The sequence below is a fragment of the Mesorhizobium sp. CC13 genome (genome assembly GCF_039907765.1).
GTDB lineage: Bacteria > Pseudomonadota > Alphaproteobacteria > Rhizobiales > Rhizobiaceae > Aminobacter.
The window spans coordinates 1-18208 of sequence record NZ_JARDJI010000016.1; the positions used below are offsets into that span (position 1 = coordinate 1).

The 18208-nt window shown below is 66.0% G+C and carries 19 protein-coding genes; 11 read left to right on the forward strand and 8 right to left on the reverse strand.

Annotated elements, in window-relative coordinates; genetic code table 11:
* From PV773_RS18810 to PV773_RS18840, 7 genes are all read left to right on the forward strand, one after another.
* On the forward strand, positions 1 to 237 hold a 237-nt coding region (locus PV773_RS18810), incomplete at its 5' end, for a hypothetical protein (protein WP_347967824.1).
* Complete coding sequence (locus tag PV773_RS18815) at positions 234 to 701, forward strand: hypothetical protein (protein ID WP_347967825.1); 468 nt, start codon at positions 234 to 236, stop codon at positions 699 to 701. The genes PV773_RS18810 and PV773_RS18815, both read left to right, overlap by 4 nt.
* A gap of 164 nt (positions 702 to 865) precedes the next feature.
* Positions 866 to 1702 carry a MurR/RpiR family transcriptional regulator gene (locus PV773_RS18820; RefSeq protein ID WP_347967826.1) on the forward strand — a complete coding sequence of 279 codons (837 nt, stop codon included), beginning with the start codon at positions 866 to 868 and terminating at the stop codon, positions 1700 to 1702.
* Between the two features lie 31 nt (positions 1703 to 1733).
* Positions 1734 to 2843, forward strand: a complete 1110-nt coding sequence (locus PV773_RS18825; RefSeq protein ID WP_347967921.1) for an ABC transporter substrate-binding protein — start codon at positions 1734 to 1736, stop codon at positions 2841 to 2843.
* 118 nt (positions 2844 to 2961) lie between these two features.
* Entirely contained in the window at positions 2962 to 4686 is a 1725-nt protein-coding gene (locus tag PV773_RS18830; protein ID WP_347967922.1) for an iron ABC transporter permease, read from the forward strand.
* Complete coding sequence (locus PV773_RS18835; protein WP_347967827.1) at positions 4683 to 5777, forward strand: ABC transporter ATP-binding protein; 1095 nt, start codon at positions 4683 to 4685, stop codon at positions 5775 to 5777. Before PV773_RS18830 ends, PV773_RS18835 begins: the two co-directional genes overlap by 4 nt.
* A complete protein-coding gene (locus PV773_RS18840) occupies positions 5777 to 6382 on the forward strand; it encodes a histidine phosphatase family protein (protein ID WP_347967828.1) in 606 nt (201 codons plus the stop codon). Before PV773_RS18835 ends, PV773_RS18840 begins: the two co-directional genes overlap by 1 nt.
* Positions 6383 to 6723: 341 nt before the next feature.
* Here the strand turns inward: PV773_RS18840 and PV773_RS18845 are convergent, their stop codons facing one another.
* A complete protein-coding gene (locus tag PV773_RS18845; RefSeq protein ID WP_347967829.1) occupies positions 6724 to 7119 on the reverse strand; it encodes a cytochrome c family protein in 396 nt (131 codons plus the stop codon).
* Positions 7120 to 7360: 241 nt separating this feature from the next.
* On the opposite strand from PV773_RS18845, the gene PV773_RS18850 reads away from it, so the two are divergent.
* The gene (locus tag PV773_RS18850) at positions 7361 to 8203 is read left to right on the forward strand and encodes a DUF2189 domain-containing protein (protein ID WP_347967830.1); all 843 of its coding nucleotides are present in this window, start codon (positions 7361 to 7363) and stop codon (positions 8201 to 8203) included.
* An 89-nt stretch (positions 8204 to 8292) separates the two neighbouring features.
* Here the strand turns inward: PV773_RS18850 and PV773_RS18855 are convergent, their stop codons facing one another.
* The 7 genes from PV773_RS18855 to PV773_RS18885 form a co-directional block, all read right to left on the reverse strand.
* A complete protein-coding gene (locus tag PV773_RS18855; protein ID WP_340037753.1) occupies positions 8293 to 8763 on the reverse strand; it encodes an aminoacyl-tRNA deacylase in 471 nt (156 codons plus the stop codon).
* 210 nt (positions 8764 to 8973) lie between these two features.
* A complete protein-coding gene (locus PV773_RS18860; protein WP_347967831.1) occupies positions 8974 to 9357 on the reverse strand; it encodes a cytochrome C oxidase subunit IV family protein in 384 nt (127 codons plus the stop codon).
* Between the two features lie 9 nt (positions 9358 to 9366).
* Complete coding sequence (locus tag PV773_RS18865; protein WP_347967832.1) at positions 9367 to 10089, reverse strand: heme-copper oxidase subunit III family protein; 723 nt, start codon at positions 10087 to 10089, stop codon at positions 9367 to 9369.
* An 11-nt stretch (positions 10090 to 10100) separates the two neighbouring features.
* Positions 10101 to 10805, reverse strand: coding sequence for a cytochrome c oxidase subunit 3 (locus PV773_RS18870; protein ID WP_347967833.1), 705 nt, complete (start codon positions 10803 to 10805; stop codon positions 10101 to 10103).
* Positions 10802 to 12574: a cytochrome c oxidase subunit I gene (locus PV773_RS18875; RefSeq protein WP_347967834.1), complete on the reverse strand. Its 1773-nt coding sequence runs from the start codon at positions 12572 to 12574 to the stop codon at positions 10802 to 10804. The genes PV773_RS18870 and PV773_RS18875 overlap by 4 nt, the downstream gene beginning before the upstream one ends.
* A 73-nt stretch (positions 12575 to 12647) precedes the next feature.
* Complete coding sequence (locus PV773_RS18880) at positions 12648 to 13493, reverse strand: cytochrome c oxidase subunit II (RefSeq protein WP_347967835.1); 846 nt, start codon at positions 13491 to 13493, stop codon at positions 12648 to 12650.
* Between the two features lie 246 nt (positions 13494 to 13739).
* On the reverse strand, positions 13740 to 13937 hold the full coding sequence (locus PV773_RS18885) for a heavy-metal-associated domain-containing protein (protein ID WP_347967836.1): 198 nt from the start codon (positions 13935 to 13937) through the stop codon (positions 13740 to 13742).
* A 267-nt stretch (positions 13938 to 14204) separates the two neighbouring features.
* Here PV773_RS18885 and PV773_RS18890 point away from each other — a divergent pair, with 267 nt between their 5' ends.
* The 3 genes from PV773_RS18890 to PV773_RS18900 all read left to right on the forward strand — a co-directional run bounded on the left by PV773_RS18890 (position 14205) and on the right by PV773_RS18900 (position 18111).
* Positions 14205 to 16754 (forward strand): heavy metal translocating P-type ATPase, encoded by a 2550-nt coding sequence (locus PV773_RS18890; protein WP_347967837.1) that lies wholly within the window; start codon positions 14205 to 14207, stop codon positions 16752 to 16754.
* A 62-nt stretch (positions 16755 to 16816) separates the two neighbouring features.
* Positions 16817 to 17086 (forward strand): glutaredoxin, encoded by a 270-nt coding sequence (locus PV773_RS18895; RefSeq protein WP_347967838.1) that lies wholly within the window; start codon positions 16817 to 16819, stop codon positions 17084 to 17086.
* Positions 17087 to 17097: 11 nt separating this feature from the next.
* Positions 17098 to 18111 (forward strand): 2Fe-2S iron-sulfur cluster-binding protein, encoded by a 1014-nt coding sequence (locus tag PV773_RS18900; protein WP_347967839.1) that lies wholly within the window; start codon positions 17098 to 17100, stop codon positions 18109 to 18111.
* Positions 18112 to 18208: the final 97 nt, after the last annotated feature.

Genomic DNA, 18208 nt, shown 5'->3' on the forward strand with positions numbered 1-18208 from the left:
CCTGGACGCCGCCATGCGACTTCGACGTGGAAACGGTCTTCATCGGTTCTGCCTTTCGACTTTCAAAACTCGGCCCGGCATAGCGGCGCGGCGGAACGCCTGCAACCTTCCGAAGGCGGAAAAGGCTTGATCCGGCTTGCATCCGTTCGGGTGTCGGGCATCATCCCGCCGAATCGCCGCAGCCGTCCTGCGGCTCCGTTCCCACAACAGTTCCACCCAGAAGCGAGCCTCGGATGACCGAAAACCCCTTTGCCGGAGATGCCGACCGCTCTGCCATCTGGGAGATGCTGGTGCGCCGCGACATCGCCGCCTTCGTCGCCCAGGACTGGTCGATGGTCGCCGGCGATTTCGACACTGAGCGCTTCCTCGGCATCCATGCCCACAACTCGGCCAACCCCGACGAGTGGGACGCCGCCTTCCCCGCCCTTTCGCTCTATCGCGACGAGTGGCTGCGCCAGGCGGCCGAGACGGCGGCGACCGAATATGCCGAGCCGCTCGCCGACGGCATCTTCCGCGCCACGCGCCTGACAGAGATCGACATCACCGGCGATGTCGCCATTGCCCGCAAGAAGTTCGACGGCACCATCCGCCGCGCCGACGGCAGCGACGACGTGCTCAACTGGCAGACGCTCTACTTCTGCCGCAAGGCGGATGGCCGCTGGAAGATCACCGGCTTCGTCGGCTACATGAAATACCAATAGCCCGTTAGCCGCCTTTCCGCCTCCACCACAGGCGCCCTTCCGGGCGCCTTTTCGTTTTTCACGGCCCTTTCTGTGCAAGGCAGAAAGTTCGATCTTGCAACCTTTGCGCTTGACTGCAAGATATCTTGCATCCTAAGAGTCTCATGCAAAGTGGATGCAAGATCATGACATTGCTGGATCGCATCAAGAGCCATTCGAACCGCCTCACCGAGGCCGACCAGCGACTCGTCTCGACCCTGCTCGAAAACGCCGCCGAAGCCGCCTTCCTGTCCAGCGCCCGTCTCGCCGAGCGCGCCAGCGTTCACGAGGCGGCCACCACCCGCCTCGCCCAGAAGCTCGGCTACAAGGGCTACCCCGAACTGCGCTCGCAGCTGCAGCGCGAACTGGTCGCCAGCCAGGACGCCGCCGAGCGCATGCGCCGCTCCGTTGCCAAGGTCGAGCACGGCGACTTCCTGCTCGACCTGATCGGCAACGAGGTCGCAGCGCTCGAAACCCTACGCCTCGCCGTGAACCAGGAGGCCATCAACCGCGCCGCCGACATGATCGTCGACGCCAGGCGCATCTTCCTGTTCGGCCAGGGCCACGCCCAGTCGATCACCCAGTTCCTGCGCCGCCGCCTCGACCGCTTCGGCATGACCACCATCGTGCTGGAAGGGCGCGGCCGCGACATCGCCGAGCGCGTCGTCGGCATGCAGAAGGACGACCTCGTGCTGGCGCTCGCCTTCCGCAAGCAGCCGACGAGTTATGCCCCGCTGGTCGAGCACTGCCATGCCCAGGGCGCCAAGGCGATGCTGGTAACCGACCTCGCGGGATCGATGATGCAGCCCGAGGCCGACCTCGTGCTGGCTGCCCCGCGCGGCCGCTCCGGCAGCGAGTTCCAGACGCCGACGGTGCCCTTCGCCATCGTCAACGCGATCCTGCTCACCATTGCCGGCAGGCACCAGAACCGCGTCATGGGCGCGCTCGAACGCCTGTCCGGCCTGTTCGAAGAATTCGATTGAGAAAACCTGGGAGGGAAAGATGCTCAAGTCGATGAAATGGGCGCTCGTCGCCGCAGTGGCGGCGCTGCCGCTTGCCGCACATACCGCAGAACTCGACAAGATGACGGCCGCCGAGTTGCTGCCGCTGGCGCAGAAGGAAGGCAAGGTCACCGTCTTCTCGCTGTCGAGCCGCATCGCCAAGGTCGAGAAGGCCTTCGAGGAAGCCTATCCCGGCATCGATCTCGTCGGCATCGACATGAGCTCGGTCAAGCAGATCGCCCGCGTCGTCGCCGAGCAGGATGCCGGCGTCAACGCCGTCGATGTGCTCTACATCGCCGACACCCCCGTGGTCTATGAGGACCTGGTCAAGACCAACCGCGTCAAGGCCTACATTCCGCCGCGAGTCGCCGGCGAACTGGCCGACGAGCACAAGGCGCCGCTGCTCACCCAGCGCCTGTCTACCAAGGTGCTGATGTACAACGAGGCCGCCAATCCGAACGGCGCGCCGGTCAAGAACCTCTGGCAGCTGACCACGCCGGAATGGAAAGGCCGCGTGCTGATGGTCGACCCGATGCAGCGCGGCGAACTGCTCGACCTCCTGGTCGAGTTCTCGCTGCGTCCCGACGAGATGGCCAAGGCCTACGAGGCCCAGTTCGGCAAGGCGGTCGAGGTCGACAGCGACCTCCAGGGCGCCGGCGAGCAGTTCATCCGCGAGCTGTTCGACAACGATTTGGTGCTGGTGCCCAACAGCGACGCCATCAACAAGGCCATCGGCGACAAGACCGCCAAGAACCCGCCGGTCGGCTTCGCCACCTACTCCGACCGGCGCGACAACGAGAAAGAAGGCTGGGCCCTGCAGGTCGCCAACGATGTGGAACCGACCAACGGCATTCTCTTCCCGGCCGTCCTGGCTCTGGTCGAGAAGGCGCCGAGCCCGGCTGCGGCGCGGCTGCTGATCGACTTCATGATGGGCGACGATTCCGCCACCGGCGGGCCGGCCTTCGAGCCCTTCAACGTCGCCGGCGACTATGCCGTCCGTCCCACCGTCAAGGACAATGCCGACTCCGTACCGCTCAAGGACCTGAAGGCCTGGCGCATCGACCCGGTGAAGACCGCCGCCGCCCGCAAGCGTATCGCCGACCTCGTGCTGACGCTGCAGTGACCGCGGCCGGACCGGCGCCTTGGGGAAGGCGCCGGTCCGTTCGGCCGGTGCATTTCAGCACCGCATCGCCCCGCCAGTTCCGCCAAGAAAGATCGTCATGTCCGCCGTCGCAACATCCATGTTGTCCCGGAGAGGCCTTCTGCGCTCCGAAACACTCGTCCCGATCATTCTCATCCTGATCGTTTCCGTCCTGGTCGTGGCCCCGCTGGCCAAGATCATCCTGTCGACGCTCACCGCCGACGGCCGCGAGGCCTGGCAGGCGGTGCTCGCCTCGAAGATGTCCGAGAACCTCTGGTGGCGACCGCTGTGGAACACGGTGCTGCTCGGCATCGGCGTTGCCGCCGGCTGCATCCTGATGGGCGGCTTCCTCGCCTGGCTGGTCGTGCTGACCGACGTGCCGGCGCCCAAGGCGCTCGGCCTGCTCGCCACCCTGCCCTTCATGATCCCGAGCTTCGCCGCAGCCCTCGCCTGGGGCGCGCTGTTCCGCAACAGCCGCCTCGGCGGCTCGGTCGGCTTCTTCGAGGCCAATGGCTGGCTGGTGCCCGACTGGCTGGCCTGGGGGCTGGTGCCGACGCTGATCGTGCTGATCGCTCATTACTATTCGCTCGCATTTACCGTGATCTCCGCCGCCCTCAGCTCGGTCGGCGCCGATCTCGTCGAGGCGGCCCAGGTCGCCGGCGCCAGGCGCTCGCGCATCTTCTTCGGCATCATCCTGCCGGTCGTCACTCCCGCGCTGATCGCCGCCGCCTCGCTCACCTTCGCCGGCGCCGTCTCCAACTTCGCCGCCCCTGCCCTGCTCGGCCTGCCCGTGCGCATGCAGACGCTGTCGACCCGCCTGTTCGGCATGATCGAGACCGGCCAGACCGAGCGCGGCTTCGTCATCGCGCTGCTCTTGATCGTCGTCTCCGCCTCCTTCCTGTGGATCGGCGAGCGGCTGGTCGCAGGCCGCAAGAACTACGTCACCGTCACCGGCAAGGGTGGCCGCACCAAGCGCTTCCCGCTCGGCAAATGGCGCTGGCCGCTGTTTGCGGTCGCAGTCGCGCTCTGCGCAATGACCACCTTCGTGCCGGCCGTCGTGCTCACCGCCTCGAGCTTCGCCCTGCAGAACGGCTCGCTGTTCTCCAACTGGACGCTGCATTTCTGGATCGGCGAAGGCGGCACCGACATGGCCCAGGGCCAGGCCGGCATCTTCCGCAATCCGGTGCTGATCGACGCCCTGTGGACGACGCTGAAGCTTGCCGTCACCGTGGCGATCACCACCATGGCGCTCGGGCTGGCACTCGCCCACACCATTGCCCGCAACAAGGGCTCGGTGCTGGCGACGGTTCTCGGCCAGGTGTCGTTCACGCCGATCCTGATCCCCAGCATCGCCTTCGCCGCCGCCTACATCGCGCTGTTCGGCGCCCCCATCGGCCCGCTGCCGTCGCTCTACGGCACCTTCCTGCTGCTGGTGATCGCCGCCTCCGCCCATTTGCTGCCCTATGCGGTGCAGTCGGGCCGCTCGGTGCTCGGCCAGATCTCCGCCGACATCGAGGAGAGCGCGCGGCTCACCGGCGCCGGCTTCTTCCGCCGCATGGGCGCCATCATCATGCCGCTTGCCATACGCGGCCTGCTCGCCGGCGGGCTGCTGGTCTTCGTCAAGATCGTCCGCGACCTGTCGCTGGTGGTGCTGCTCTTCACCTCGACCTCGCCGGTGCTCAGCATGCTCGCCTACCGCTATGCGGCCGAAGGCTTCATGCAGTTCGCCAACGCCATCACCATGGTCATCCTCGTCCTCTGCGTCGTCGCCACGCTCCTGGCGCATCGCCTGCAGAACCGCGTCCAGAAGTGGAAATCCGCATGAGCCCCGCAAACGGCAATCCGGCCGCGATCGCGATCCGCGACGTCAGCAAGCGTTTCGGCAGCTTCACCGCCGTCGATCATGTCGACATCTCCGTGCCGCAGGGCGCCTTCCTCGTGCTGGTCGGTCCCTCCGGCTGCGGCAAGTCCACGCTGCTCAGGATGCTGGCTGGTCTCGAAACCCCGAGCGAAGGTGAACTTGCCTTCATGGGCCGCACGGTATCCGACGGCTCCCGCGGCCTCGTCGCCGATGCCGGCGCCCGCGACGCCGGCCTGGTCTTCCAGAGCTACGCGCTGTGGCCGCACATGACGGTCGCCGGCAACATCGAGTGGCCGCTCAAGGTGGCCAAGTGGAGCAAGGCCGACCGCGCAGCCCGCGTCGACGAGGTGCTCGGCCTGCTCGGCATCTCGGCCCTCAAGGAGCGCTATCCGGCGGAGATCTCGGGCGGCCAGCAGCAGCGCGTCGCGATTGCCCGCACCATCGGCCCTAAGCCCAGCATCCTGCTGTTCGACGAACCGCTGTCCAACCTCGACGCCAAGCTCAGGATCGAGATGCGCAGCGAACTGATGCGCATCCACCGGGCGACCGGGGCGACCTCGGTCTATGTCACCCACGATCAGGTCGAGGCGATGACCATGGCGAGCCATGTCGCCGTTCTCAACAACGGGCGGGTCGAGCAGTTCGGCGCACCGATCGACCTGCTCGAGAACCCGCGCACGACCTTCGTCGCCACCTTCCTAGGTACCCCGCCGGCCAATCTGATCGAGGTTTCGAACAACGGCGGCGGGCTCGTCTATGAAGGGCTCCGGCTCGCTGACGCGGCACACGCGCAGGCCCGGAGCCAGGTGCAGCTTCTCTACCGCGCTCACGACATCGCCGTCGGCGAGATACTGGGCCGCCCCTCGATCGCCGCACGCTTCGAGGAGGCCGCCCCGATCGCCGGGCGCACGATGGTGACCGCCTTCTCCGGCGGCCGGCGGCTGACCGCGATGGCCGAAGGCTATTTCAGCGCCGAAAGCGGCGCCCCAATCCGCCTCAGCTTCCTCGGTGAGCCGAGCGCGGTCTTTGCAATGAACGGTGAAAGGATCGACTGATGAGACTGATCATGGTGCGCCACGGCGAGACCACCTGGAACGCCGAGCACCGGCTGCAGGGCCACGACAACGCGCCCTTGTCGGAGCGCGGCATCAGGCAGGTCCAGAGCTTCGCCGCCTTCGCCAGGGCGATGGCCCCCGACCACATCGTCGTTTCCGACCTTGGCCGCACCCGCCAGACCGCGCATCTGCTCGGTTTTGGCGACGCGCCGCTCGATCCGCGCCTGCGCGAAATCGACATGGGCAGTTGGACCGGCCGCATCAAGCACGAGCTCGAGTCTGAGCGCCCGGACGAATATCTCGCCTGGCGCGGCGGCACCTTCACCCCGGAGAAGGGCGAACCCTGGGCGGATTTCTGCGCCCGCATCGTCGAAGGCCTGCGCGACTGCCTGAGGAAATGCAGCGGCGATACGCTCGCCATCGTCCATGGCGGCGTCATCCGCGCGGCCTGCCACGTCTTTCTCGGCCTGCCGCCGTCGCGCGTGGTCCCGGTGACCCCCGGTACTGCGACGATCCTGAGCTTCGACACGGCCGACGCGCCGGCTGCCAGGCTGGAAGCCTACAACATTGCTGCCGTGACGCCCGATTTCGACGCGCCCGATTGAGACGGACAGAAAAGGAAATGACGCGGCTTCCAAGGGTCCCCCATGTTAGCCGCAGTTTCCCCTCAGTGAGGCAAAATAGTTAGCTGAATTAAAACTGTCGTCGGAATTTGAAACTGCGATCAGTATTCTCAGCGTTGCCTCTGGCAATATTTCCATCCGGCTTCGCAAAGCTGAGCCGGGATGCGAGGCAACGCCATAATGCCAACCACACCATTTTCAATCGCCGCGCATCCCCCGTTTGAGGTAGAAGCAGCTATAACCGAGACAAAAAAGAATACTCGAGCCGCCGCACATGGCGGCGGCAGCAAGAATTCCTGGCCCGTGAAGTCTCTCCCTCGTCGCTACTTCGACGCTTCCTCGATATAGGCGATCACGTTCTGGATATCGGCATCTTCCTTCAGGCCAGGGAAGGCCATCTTGTTGCCCGGAACCTTTTCCTTTGGTGCCTTGAGATAGGCCGCGATGTTGGCTTCATCCCAGACCAGGCCGCCCGCGCCCGCCTGCTTCATGGCGTCCGAATACTTGGCCTCGAAGCTCGGCAGGCTGCCCGCCTTGCGCCCGATGACGCCATTCAGCGACGGTCCCAGCTTGTTCTTGTCGGCGGCCAGGTCATGGCAGGCCTGGCATCTGGCGAAGATTTTCTTGCCCGCCGCGGCATCGCCGGCGGCGTGGACAGGACTGGTGGCTAGAACCGAAGCTGCAACAAGGGCGGGTGCGCCCCATGCGATCAGTCTCATGGCTGTCTCCCTGGTCAGGTCGACGCCTCGCGTCGACGCGCCGGATACTACCCCCGCTCACGGAAACGCACCATGCGCCAACACGTTGCACCCTGCCGGCCACCGCTGCGCGGGGGCGACAACGGCAAAGAGGATTGCTATGATCCGCCTCGGTGCAGGTCGCGGTTTCGCGTGACCAGTCACGCTGGACGGCAGCACCGCGAGCCGCGACCTAACCGGACCCGATCCCGGAGGAATGGTGATGGCAAATTTCCATGTCTACGCAGCAGGAACCGGCAGCGACGTCGCGCATCCCGTCATACGTCGGATACGGATGGCGGATGTGTTCGACGCGCTTCGCCTTGGATTCGAGGATTTCTGGGAGAAGCCCTCGCACTACGTCTTTCTGTGCCTGATCTATCCGATCGTTGGCGTGTTCCTGATCACGTGGACCTCCGGTGGCAACGCGTTGCAGCTCGTCTATCCGCTGCTGACCGGTTTTGCCCTGCTCGGGCCGTTCGCGGCACTTGGCCTCTACGAGATCAGCCGCAGGCGCGAGCTCAAGCTCGACACGTCCTGGAAGCACGCATTGGAGGTGCGGAATTCGCCCGCCATGCCGGCAATCGCCGTCCTTGGCGTGATGCTGGTGGCGCTGTTCGTTACCTGGCTGCTTACCGCGCATGCGCTCTATGCCTGGCTCTATGGCGAGAACGTGCCGGCATCCTTCTCCGGCTTCGTCAACGACGTGCTCACCACCCAGCGCGGCTGGACCCTGATCGTGCTCGGCAACGCGATCGGCTTCGTGTTCGCCCTGGTGACCTTGAGCACGACCGTCATCGCCTTCCCCCTGCTGCTCGATCGCGATGTCGGCGCCTACGCGGCTGTCGAGACCTCGGCACGCGCCATCATCGCCAACCCGGTGCCGATGCTGCTCTGGGGACTGGTCGTGGCCCTGACCCTGCTGGCCGGTTCGCTGCCGCTGCTGGTCGGCTTGGCGCTCGTCCTGCCCGTGCTCGGCCACGCGACCTGGCATCTCTATCGCAAGGTCGTGGAACCGGCCCCTGTCCCGGCCGCGCCCAAGGCGCGCAAGCAGCGCAGCATGTAGCCGGCGCTTTGGCGGCGCCGGGCCGGCGCCGCCTCCCCTTTCGGATTACCCCACGTTCGCCCCTCTCGGGGCGTACAGGCTTGGCCGGTTCATGCCGGATGGCTGAACCGGGCGACGCGCGCGCCCTGCATCAGGTCGCGGAAGTCGCCGCCGGTGACATGCACCAGCGTCTTGTGGTCGCCGCCTTCGAAATAGACGTCCCCCTCCCCGCCGAGGCTTTCGTCGAGGATGACGGGCACGTCATAGGCCGCGCCGATCGGCGGCACGGCGCCGATGTCGCAATCGTTGAACAGCTGGCCGACCTCGTCTTCCGAGGCGAGGCCGAGCCGCTTGTCGATCACGTCCTGCAGCGTGTTCAGCTCGACCCGGTGGCTGCTCGGCACGACCGCCAGCGCATAACCCATCTCGTGGTGAAGGAGCACCGATTTGGCGAGCCTTCGACCCGGGATATGCGCCGCCTGCGCCGACTGGCTGCTGGTCGAGGTGCGGTGATGGGCAACGGTATCGTAGTGGATGCCCTTGCCGTCGATGTAGTCTTGAAGTTTCCTTGCGATCGTCATCGTAGGCGTCCTTCTGTTGGAGGGTGCTGACGCGTAGGAGAACGAGAGAAACCATTCTCCTCCCATCGTTTTCCCTGTCAACGAGGAAGCGGCCGCGATGCCTGGGCGGTCGGCATCATGGCACCAGACGGAATCGTCTGGCTGCGCACGAACGCGGCTGAGAATGACAGCCAGGGCGGCGAAACTACGTTGATCGGGATGCCCGCCGTTCTAGCGCCCCGCGCCGAAGGACAAGACCCGGGTGACCTCGGTGTAGTCGGACTCGATCACCATGATCGCCACGAACACCAGGATCACCAGCGGCGGCACGATGATGGCGTAGACGAGCGCCAGCCTCTCCCAGGCCATGTGCATGAACACGGCCACGATCAGCCCCGCCTTGAGCATCATGAAGGTGAGGATCAGCCCCCACCGCAAGAGGCCCTGCACGCCGAAATAGTCGACCGCGTAGGAGCAGGCACTGAGGATGAACAGCCAGCCCCAAACGACCAGATAGAGCTTGATCGGATGCTGCTGGCCCTCTTCGTGAGCGACGGCGCGGGCGTGGCCGCCATGGCCGTGCAGGCCCTGATCCCCGACTTCTGTCTGTGTCATCGCTTGACCTCACCAGAGATAGAAGAACGCGAAGATGAACACCCACACCAGATCGACGAAGTGCCAGTAGAGCCCCATGATCTCGACGCTCTCGTACTGGCCGCGCCGGCTGGTGAAGAAGCCGGGGGCGCCGGTGTCGTAGTCGCCCCGCCACACCTTGCGGGCGACGATCAGCAGGAAGATCACGCCGATCGTCACGTGGGTGCCGTGGAAGCCGGTGATCATGAAGAACGAGGAGCCGAACTGCGCCGCACCCCAGGGGTTCTCCCACGGGCGGACACCCTCGGTGATGAGCTTGGTCCACTCGAAGGCCTGCATGCCGACGAAGGTCGCGCCGAGGGCGGCGGTCAGGAGCATCAGCGCCGCGGTCTTCTTGCGGTCGCGCCGGTAGCCGCAGTTGACGGCCATCGCCATGGTGCCGCTCGACGAGATCAGCACGAAGGTCATGATCGCGATCAGGATGAGCGGAACCTCGGAGCCGCCGATGTTCAGCGCGAACACCTCGCTCGGGTTCGGCCACGGTATCGTGGTCGACATGCGCGCGGTCATGTAGGCAAGGAGGAAGCAGCCGAACACGAAGGTGTCGCTGAGCAGGAAGATCCACATCATGGCCTTCCCCCAGGATACGTTCTTGAACGCCCTCTGGTCCGAGGCCCAGTCGGCGGCGACGCCGCTGAGGCCGGCTGGACGTTGCGCTCCGTGGTCGGCGTGTCCCAGCGTGGTGTCGGCCATCCGCTTCCTCCCTAGCTCAGCAGCCTGCGGCAGATGTCGATGAATTCTGCGGCCCAGCCCATCAGCACCGAAAACAGCACGAACCAGACGACCAGCAGCACGTGCCAGTACATCGCGCAGAGTTCGGTCGAGAGCGTGAGCCCCTCGGCGTGGACCGCCCGCCGCGCCCGGAGATTGGTCCGCCCCAGCGCCACCAGGCCGCCGACGATATGCAGGCCGTGCATGGCGGTCAAAAGGTAGAAGAAGCTCACCGCCGGATTGTCGAGGGCGTAGTAGCCCCGGCCGGCAAGATCCCGCCAGGCCAGGAGTTGCCCGCCCAGGAAGGCAAGCGATGCGAGCCCGCCGGCGAGCAGGGCGAGGCGAAGGTTGGTCAGCTGCCCTTTATGGGCGGCATGAACCCCGCATTGCAGCGCCGCACTCGCCAGGACCAGCATGCCGGTATTGAGCCAGAGCAGCCGCGGCACCGGCGCCGGCTGCCAGTCGGCATAGGCCATGCGCATGAAATAGGCGCTGATGAACAGCGCAAACAGCGCGCCGACGACCGTCAGGAACACGCCGAGCCCGATCTTGGCCGGATGCGTGAGCGGTGCCTCGGTCTCGGGATGCGCGGTCACCGGGCCGACTTCCAGCCACGGCTTGGACATCAGTCGCTGCCGCGCCAGCCACCAGCCGGCAACCGCCGTGATCGCAAGCATGAAGACGACGACGACACTCATGCCCTGTCGCCTTGCGTCAGCGGGCCCGGGTCGTTCTGGGAGATGAAGTCCTCCGGTGCGCCCGGCACGCTGTAGTCATAGGCCCAGCGGTAGACGACCGGAAGCTCCTTGGCGAAATTGCCGTGCGGCGGCGGCGTCCCCGCCGTCTGCCATTCGAGCGTCGTCGCCCGCCACGGATTGTCGCCCGCCTGCCTGCCGTTGCGCAGGCTCCAGAACAGGTTGAACAGGAACACCAGCTGCGCGAAGCCGACCGTCAGCGCAGCGATCGTGATGAACTCGTTCAGCGTCTGCACCGAGTCCGGCACGAAGGCGGTGTCGCCGAGCTCGGGATAGCGCCGCGGCACGCCCACCAGCCCGATATAGTGCATCGGGAAGAAGATCAGGTAGGCGCCGACGAAGGTGACCCAGAAATGGAATCGGCCCATCGCCTCGTTGAGCATGCGGCCGGTGATCTTGGGGTACCAGTGGTAGATCGCGCCGAACACCACCAGGATCGGCGCTACGCCCATGACCATGTGGAAATGCGCGACCACGAACATGGTGTCGGACAAGGGCACGTCGACGACAACGTTGCCGAGGAACAGTCCGGTCAGCCCGCCATTGACGAAGGTGACGATGAAGGCCAGCGCGAACAGCATCGGGATGGTCAGGTGGATGTCGCCGCGCCACAGCGTCAGGATCCAGTTGTAGACCTTGAGCGCGGTCGGCACCGCGATGATCAGCGTCGTGGTGGCGAAGAAGAAGCCGAAATACGGGTGCATGCCCGAAACATACATATGGTGCGCCCACACCACGAAGGAGAGCGCGCCGATGCCTACGATCGCCCACACCATCATGCGATAGCCGAAGATGTTCTTGCGCGCATGCGTGCTGATGAGGTCGGAGACGATGCCGAAGGCCGGCAGCGCGACGATGTAGACCTCCGGGTGCCCGAAGAACCAGAACAGGTGCTGGAACAGGATCGGGCTGCCGCCGCTGGTGGTGGACTGCTGCCCCATCTCGACGATCGCCGGCATGAAGAAGCTCGTGCCGACGATGCGGTCGAAGAGCATCATGACGCAGGCGACGAAGAGCGCGGGGAAGGCGAGCAGCGCCATCACGGTTGCCGTGAAGATGCCCCAGACCGTCAGCGGCAGGCGCATCAGGGTCATGCCGCGGGTGCGCCCCTGCAGCACGGTCACCACGTAGTTGAGGCCGCCCATCGTGAAGCCGATGATGAACAGGATGAGCGACACCAGCATCAGTATGATGCCCCAGTCCTGGCCGCCTGGGGTGCCCGAGGTGATCGCCTGCGGCGGATAGAGCGTCCAGCCCGCGCCCGTCGGTCCGCCCGGCGCGAAGAAGCTGGCCACCAGCACCAATACGGCGAGCAGGTAGATCCAGTAGCTCAGCATGTTGGCATAGGGAAACACCATGTCGCGCGCGCCGACCATCAGCGGGATCAGGTAGTTGCCGAAGCCGCCGAGGAACACCGCGGTGAGCAGGTAGATGACCATGATCATGCCGTGGATGGTCATGAACTGGTAGTAGGCCTCCGGCGTGATGAAGGCGAAGGCCTCGGGGAAGGCGAGCTTGAGCCGCATCAGCCAGGAAAGCACCAGCGCGACGAAGCCGATGGCCAGCGCCGTGCCGGCATACTGGATGGCGATGACCTTGGCGTCCTGCGAGAAGACGTATTTCGTCCACCAGCTGTGGGGATGATAAAGCTCGACCTCCGCCACTTCCGCGGGCGGGATCAGGTCTGCTCCATGAGGCGTGACATCGACCATCCAAACACCTCTTGCTGACTGTCGTGCTCTTCGCGGCTGCGCCGGCCCGGGCCGGCAGCGCCGAATGCGTCTCCTATTCAGCCTTCGCCGCGGTCCCGGCCGGTTCGGCCAGCGCGCCCACCTTGGCGGGCGCGGACAACTGGGCGAAGGTCGACTGCTGCTGCAGCCAGGTCGTGTAGTCCTGCTCCGTGTCGACGAGCAGCGTGCCGCGCATGAAGGCATGGCCCACGCCGCAGAGTTCGGCGCACAGCACCTCGAAGGTTCCAGTCCTGGTCGGCGTGAACCAGAAATAGGTGACCATGCCCGGCACCATGTCCATCTTGGCGCGGAACTCCGGCACGTAGAAATCGTGCAGCACGTCGATCGAACGCAGCAGCACCTTGACCGGCTTGTCCACCGGCAGGTGCAGGTCCGCCGCCTCCACGACGACGTCGTCCTGGCCGTTCGGATCTTCGGGGTTCACACCCAGCGGGTTTTCCGGACTGACCAGGCGCGCATTCGACGTGCCCAGCTTGCCGTCGGCTCCCGGCAGGCGGTAGCTCCACTGCCATTGCTGGGCGACGACCTCGACCTCGGTCGCGTCCTTGGGAACGCTGATGAACTGGCTCCAGACGAAAAGCCCCGGCGCCAGCATGGCGGCGACGCCGACGGCGGTGATCGCGGTGAGCCAGGATTCGAGCTTGCGGCTTTCGGGCTCGTAGTGCGCCCTCGCTCCCTCCTTGTGGCGGAAGCGATAGACGCAATAGGCCATGAACAGCACCACGGCGGTGAAGACCGCTCCGGTGATCCAGAATGTGATGACGAGGGTGCTGTCGATGTAGCCCCAGTTGGAGGCTATCGGCGTCCACCACCAGGGGCTCAGCACGTGGAACAGCACCGAGCCGATGACTATGAGAACGAGCACGAGCGCAATGGCCATCCTCAGTTCCTCCGGGCATCTCCCAGGGACTCTCTCCCTTCAGGAAGGCCGCGCGCCATCATAGCTTGATTTGCAAACGAAATACTAGGGGAACGCGCGCCGTCGCCCCGCGTCACATTCGCGGGCCCCCCGCGCCGCCGGAAACTCTTCCTCGTGCGCGCAAATCTTCTTGGAAAGACCAGCAAACACAAAGGGCGGCGCGCCGTCTGCCGGTCCGCGCCGCCCTTCGTCGTGTAGCCGTGGCGCTCAGGCCGACTGCGCGGGGTAACCGGCGAGGTCGAGTACCTGGGCGATCTTCGTCGCTTCGGCCGAGGTGGCGATGGAGACGGTCTGCGACTTGAGATCGATCTCGACGCGCGCGCCGGCGTCGACACTCTGCACAGCCTTGGTCACCACGCTGGCGCAATGGCCGCAGGTCATGTCCGGAACGCTCAACTTCAGCATGTCTTTATCCTTGTTTCTGGCCGGCACTGGCGCCGTGTCCCGTAGGTGGTGATTCCAGCAACTGGAAGGTCAAAGGTCACCTGGTAACGAATTCGTGATCGGTCGTCTGGGCGTGAATTTTCCGCCATCCGGATCGGAACAGCCCGATTAACCTCCATTTTTCAAACTCTTACTCAATTTTCACGAGGCCAGAAAAATCCTGTTGACCTTCCCAACACTGGAACCACTAGACCTCGATGCGAAAGTGACGAAATGAGGTCTCGCACCATGAATGCACCCCTGAATCCACCAAATCTGTCCGCAGGCGCCACCCGTCAGAGCTTCCCCATCGAAGGCATGACCTGCGCTTCCTGCGTGCGCCGCGTCGAGTTGGCCATCGCCAAGGTCCCGGGCGTGACGTCTGCTGCCGTCAACCTGGCGACTGAAAGCGCCGACGTCACCTTCGACCGCAGCGTCGAGTCGGGAGCCGTCATCTCCGCCATCCAGGGCGCCGGCTACGCAGTGCCGGTCGAAAAGTCGGAGATCGAGATCGAGGGCATGACCTGCGCCTCCTGCGTCCGCCGCGTGGAGCTGGCGATCGCGGCCGTGCCGGGCGTGCTCAAGGCGTCGGTCAACCTGGCCACCGAACGCGCCACGATCGAATCCTTTGCCGGCAGCGCACCGCGCACGGCGATCGACGCGGCCATCCGCAAGGCGGGGTACGAGCCGCGCCGCGGCGACACCGCCAACGCCGGCTCCGCTGCCGACAGCCGCGAGGAGGCCCGCAACCGCGAGCTTTCCCATCTCAAGCGCGACTTCGCGATCGCCGCCATCCTGACGCTGCCGATCTTCGTGCTCGAAATGGGCTCGCACCTGTTTCCGTCGATGCACCACTGGCTGCTGACGAACATCGGCCAGCAGCAGCTCTACCTCACCTATTTCCTGCTCGCCACCATCGTGCAGTTCGGGCCCGGCATGCGCTTCTACAAGAAGGGCGTGCCGTCGCTGCTGCGCATGGCGCCCGACATGAACTCGCTGGTCATGCTCGGCTCGACCGCGGCCTGGGCCTATTCGGTGGTCACCACCTTCACCCCAAGCCTGCTGCCGGAGGGCACGGTCAACGTCTACTATGAGGCCTCCTCGGTGATCATCACGCTGATCATCCTCGGCCGCTTCCTCGAGGCGAAGGCCAAGGGCCGCACCAGCGAGGCGATCAAGCGGCTGATGGGCCTGCAGGCCAAGTCGGCGCGCGTCGAGCGCAACGGCGAGTTCGTCGACGTGCCGCTCGAGGAAGTCGCCGCCGGCGACGTCGTCCAGGTGCGTCCGGGCGACAAGGTCCCGGTCGACGGCATCGTCGTGTCGGGTTCGTCCTTCGTCGACGAATCCATGATCTCCGGCGAGCCGATCCCGGTGAGCAAGGGCGAGGGTGCGGAAGTCGTGGGCGGCACGATCAACAAGACCGGCAGCTTCACCTACCGCGCCACCAAGGTCGGCGCCGACACGCTGCTGGCCCAGATCATCCGCATGGTCGAGACCGCGCAGGGCTCGAAGCTGCCGATCCAGGCCCTGGTCGACAAGGTCACGTCCTGGTTCGTGCCGGCGGTGATGGTCGCCGCGGCGCTCACCTTCGCCGTCTGGCTGTTCTTCGGCCCCGAGCCTGCCGTCACCTTCGCGCTCGTCAACGCTGTCGCCGTGCTCATCATCGCCTGCCCGTGCGCCATGGGCCTGGCCACGCCGACCTCGATCATGGTCGGCACCGGCCGCGCCGCCGAACTCGGCGTCCTGTTCCGCAACGGCGAGGCGCTCCAGTCGCTGAAGACGACGCAGGTCGTGGCGCTCGACAAGACCGGCACGCTGACCGCCGGCAAGCCGGTCATGACCGACCTCGAGGTGGCGAAGGGCTTCGACCGCGCCAAGGTCCTGTCGCTGGTGGCGAGCGTCGAGGCGCAGTCCGAGCACCCCGTGGCTGCCGCCATCGTTGCCGCCGCCAAGGAAGAAGGCCTTGCCGCGGCCGCCGTGGGCGAGTTCGAGGCCGTGCCCGGCTTCGGCGTCAGCGCCACCGTCGGCAAGCACCGCATCGCCGTGGGCGCCGACCGCTACATGACCAAGCTCGGCATCGGCGTGCAGGAATTCGCCGAGACCGCCATCAGCATGGGCCACAAGGCCAAGACCCCGCTCTACGCGGCCATCGACGGCAAGCTCGCGGCGGTGATCGCCGTGTCCGACCCGATCAAGGCAACGACGCCCCAGGCGATCCGCGCCCTGCACGACATGGGTCTGAAGGTCGCGATGATCACCGGCGACAACCGTCGCACGGCGGAGGCCATCGCCGCCCAGCTCGGCATCGACGAGGTGGTGGCCGAGGTCCTGCCCGACGGCAAGGTGGATGCCGTCAAGCGGCTGCGCGCCGGTGGCCGCGAGGTGACCTTCGTCGGCGACGGCATCAACGACGCGCCGGCGCTCGCCGAGGCCGATGTCGGCGTGGCGATCGGCACCGGCACCGACGTGGCGATCGAAAGCGCCGACGTGGTGCTGATGTCGGGCGACCTGCTCGGCGTGACCAATGCGATCGCCCTGTCCAAGGCCACGATCGCCAACATCAGGCAGAACCTGTTCTGGGCCTTCGCCTACAACGTCAGCCTGATCCCGGTCGCCGCCGGCGTGCTCTACCCGGTCAGCGGCACGCTGCTGTCGCCGATGCTGGCGGCCGGTGCCATGGCGCTGTCGAGCGTGTTCGTGCTGGGCAACGCCATGCGGCTGAAGCGCTTCCAGGCGCCGGTCCGTGCCACGGCCGGCTCCCCCATCGGCGTCAGCCCAGCCCTGGCGAGCAGCCACTGACGCCTCTCCGGCCCGCCGCTCAGGCGGGCCGGCCCCCTTCCAGGACTTCCGAGGCCACGCATATGACCAACCAAACCGCATCCAGGATCGAGATCTATACGACGCCGACCTGCCCCGACTGCCTCGCGCTCAAGCGCTGGCTGGCCACGCAGAACCTCGCCTATGTCGAACACGACCTGCGCGAGCCGGCCATCGCCGAGGAGGCCAAGCGCCGCACCGGCGTGCGCGTCGCCCCGATCACCGTCATCGACGACATCCATGTCTTTTACGGCACCTTCGCCGACCAGCTCCGCGGGATCGAAGCGGTGCTCGGCAAGAGCCGCGCAGCCTGAGCATTTTTTTCATGACCTATCTTACCCTTCCGCAGGTCGGCCGCCGCGTCCCGGTCGCCGAGGCCCAGAGCATCCTCCTTGCCGCCCTCGAGGCCGGCGTGAACTATCCGCACGGCTGCCGCTCGGGCCGCTGCGGTTCCTGCAAGTCGCGGCTGGTGAGCGGCGATGTCGAGCTCGGCAAGCACTCGCCCTTCGCCCTCACCGAGGAAGAGCGTGCCGAAGGGCTGATCCTCGCCTGCCGCTCGCTGCCGACCGGCGACGTCACGGTCGAGTGGCTGGACGATGCCTATGTGGCGAAACCGTCCATCGCCCAGGACGCCGAGGTCGCGGCCGTCGAAGCCATGACCCACGACATCCTCGCCCTGCGCCTGCGGCTCGCCAACCGTCCCGCCTTCCGATTCGCCGCGGGGCAATACCTGACGCTCACCGTCCCCGGCGCGCCGCCGCGGCATTATTCGATGGCCAATCGCCCCGAGGAAGAACTGATCGAGCTGCACGTGCGCGCCGTGCCCGGCGGGCAGACGAGCAACCGGATCCATGCCGGGCTGAAGGCCGGCGACGTCGTCCGCATCGAGGGCCCGACGGGTGCCGCCTATCTGCGCGAGGCGCATTCCGGCCCGATCGTCGCCATTGCCGGCGGCAGCGGTCTCGCACCGGTCAAGTCGATCGTCGAGACGGCGCTGTACGGTGGCGTCGAGGTGCCGATCCATCTCTATTTCGGCGTGCGCGCCATGCGCGACCTCTATCTCGTCGACCATTTCCGCAAACTGACGGTCGAGTTCCCGAACCTGACCTTCGTGCCGGTTCCGGCACAGGACGGCGCGCCGGACCTGCGCCAGGGATTCGTGACGGATGCGCTCGCCGCCGACCACGCCTCACTCACAGGGGCCAAGGCCTATGTCGCCGGTCCGCCCGCCATGGTCGACGCGGCCTGGGCCGTACTGGCCGAGCGCGGCGTTCACGCAGCCGACATTCACGCCGATGTGTTCTTTACGCCGCAGGCGGAAAGCGACAAAGAGGCTTGACCACGGACCCAATGAAAGAGTCATAATACAACATGCACATGAAGCATCGGCATCACACCCAACGACGCACTGGCGCCGCGCAGCCGTCTGGCGCGTC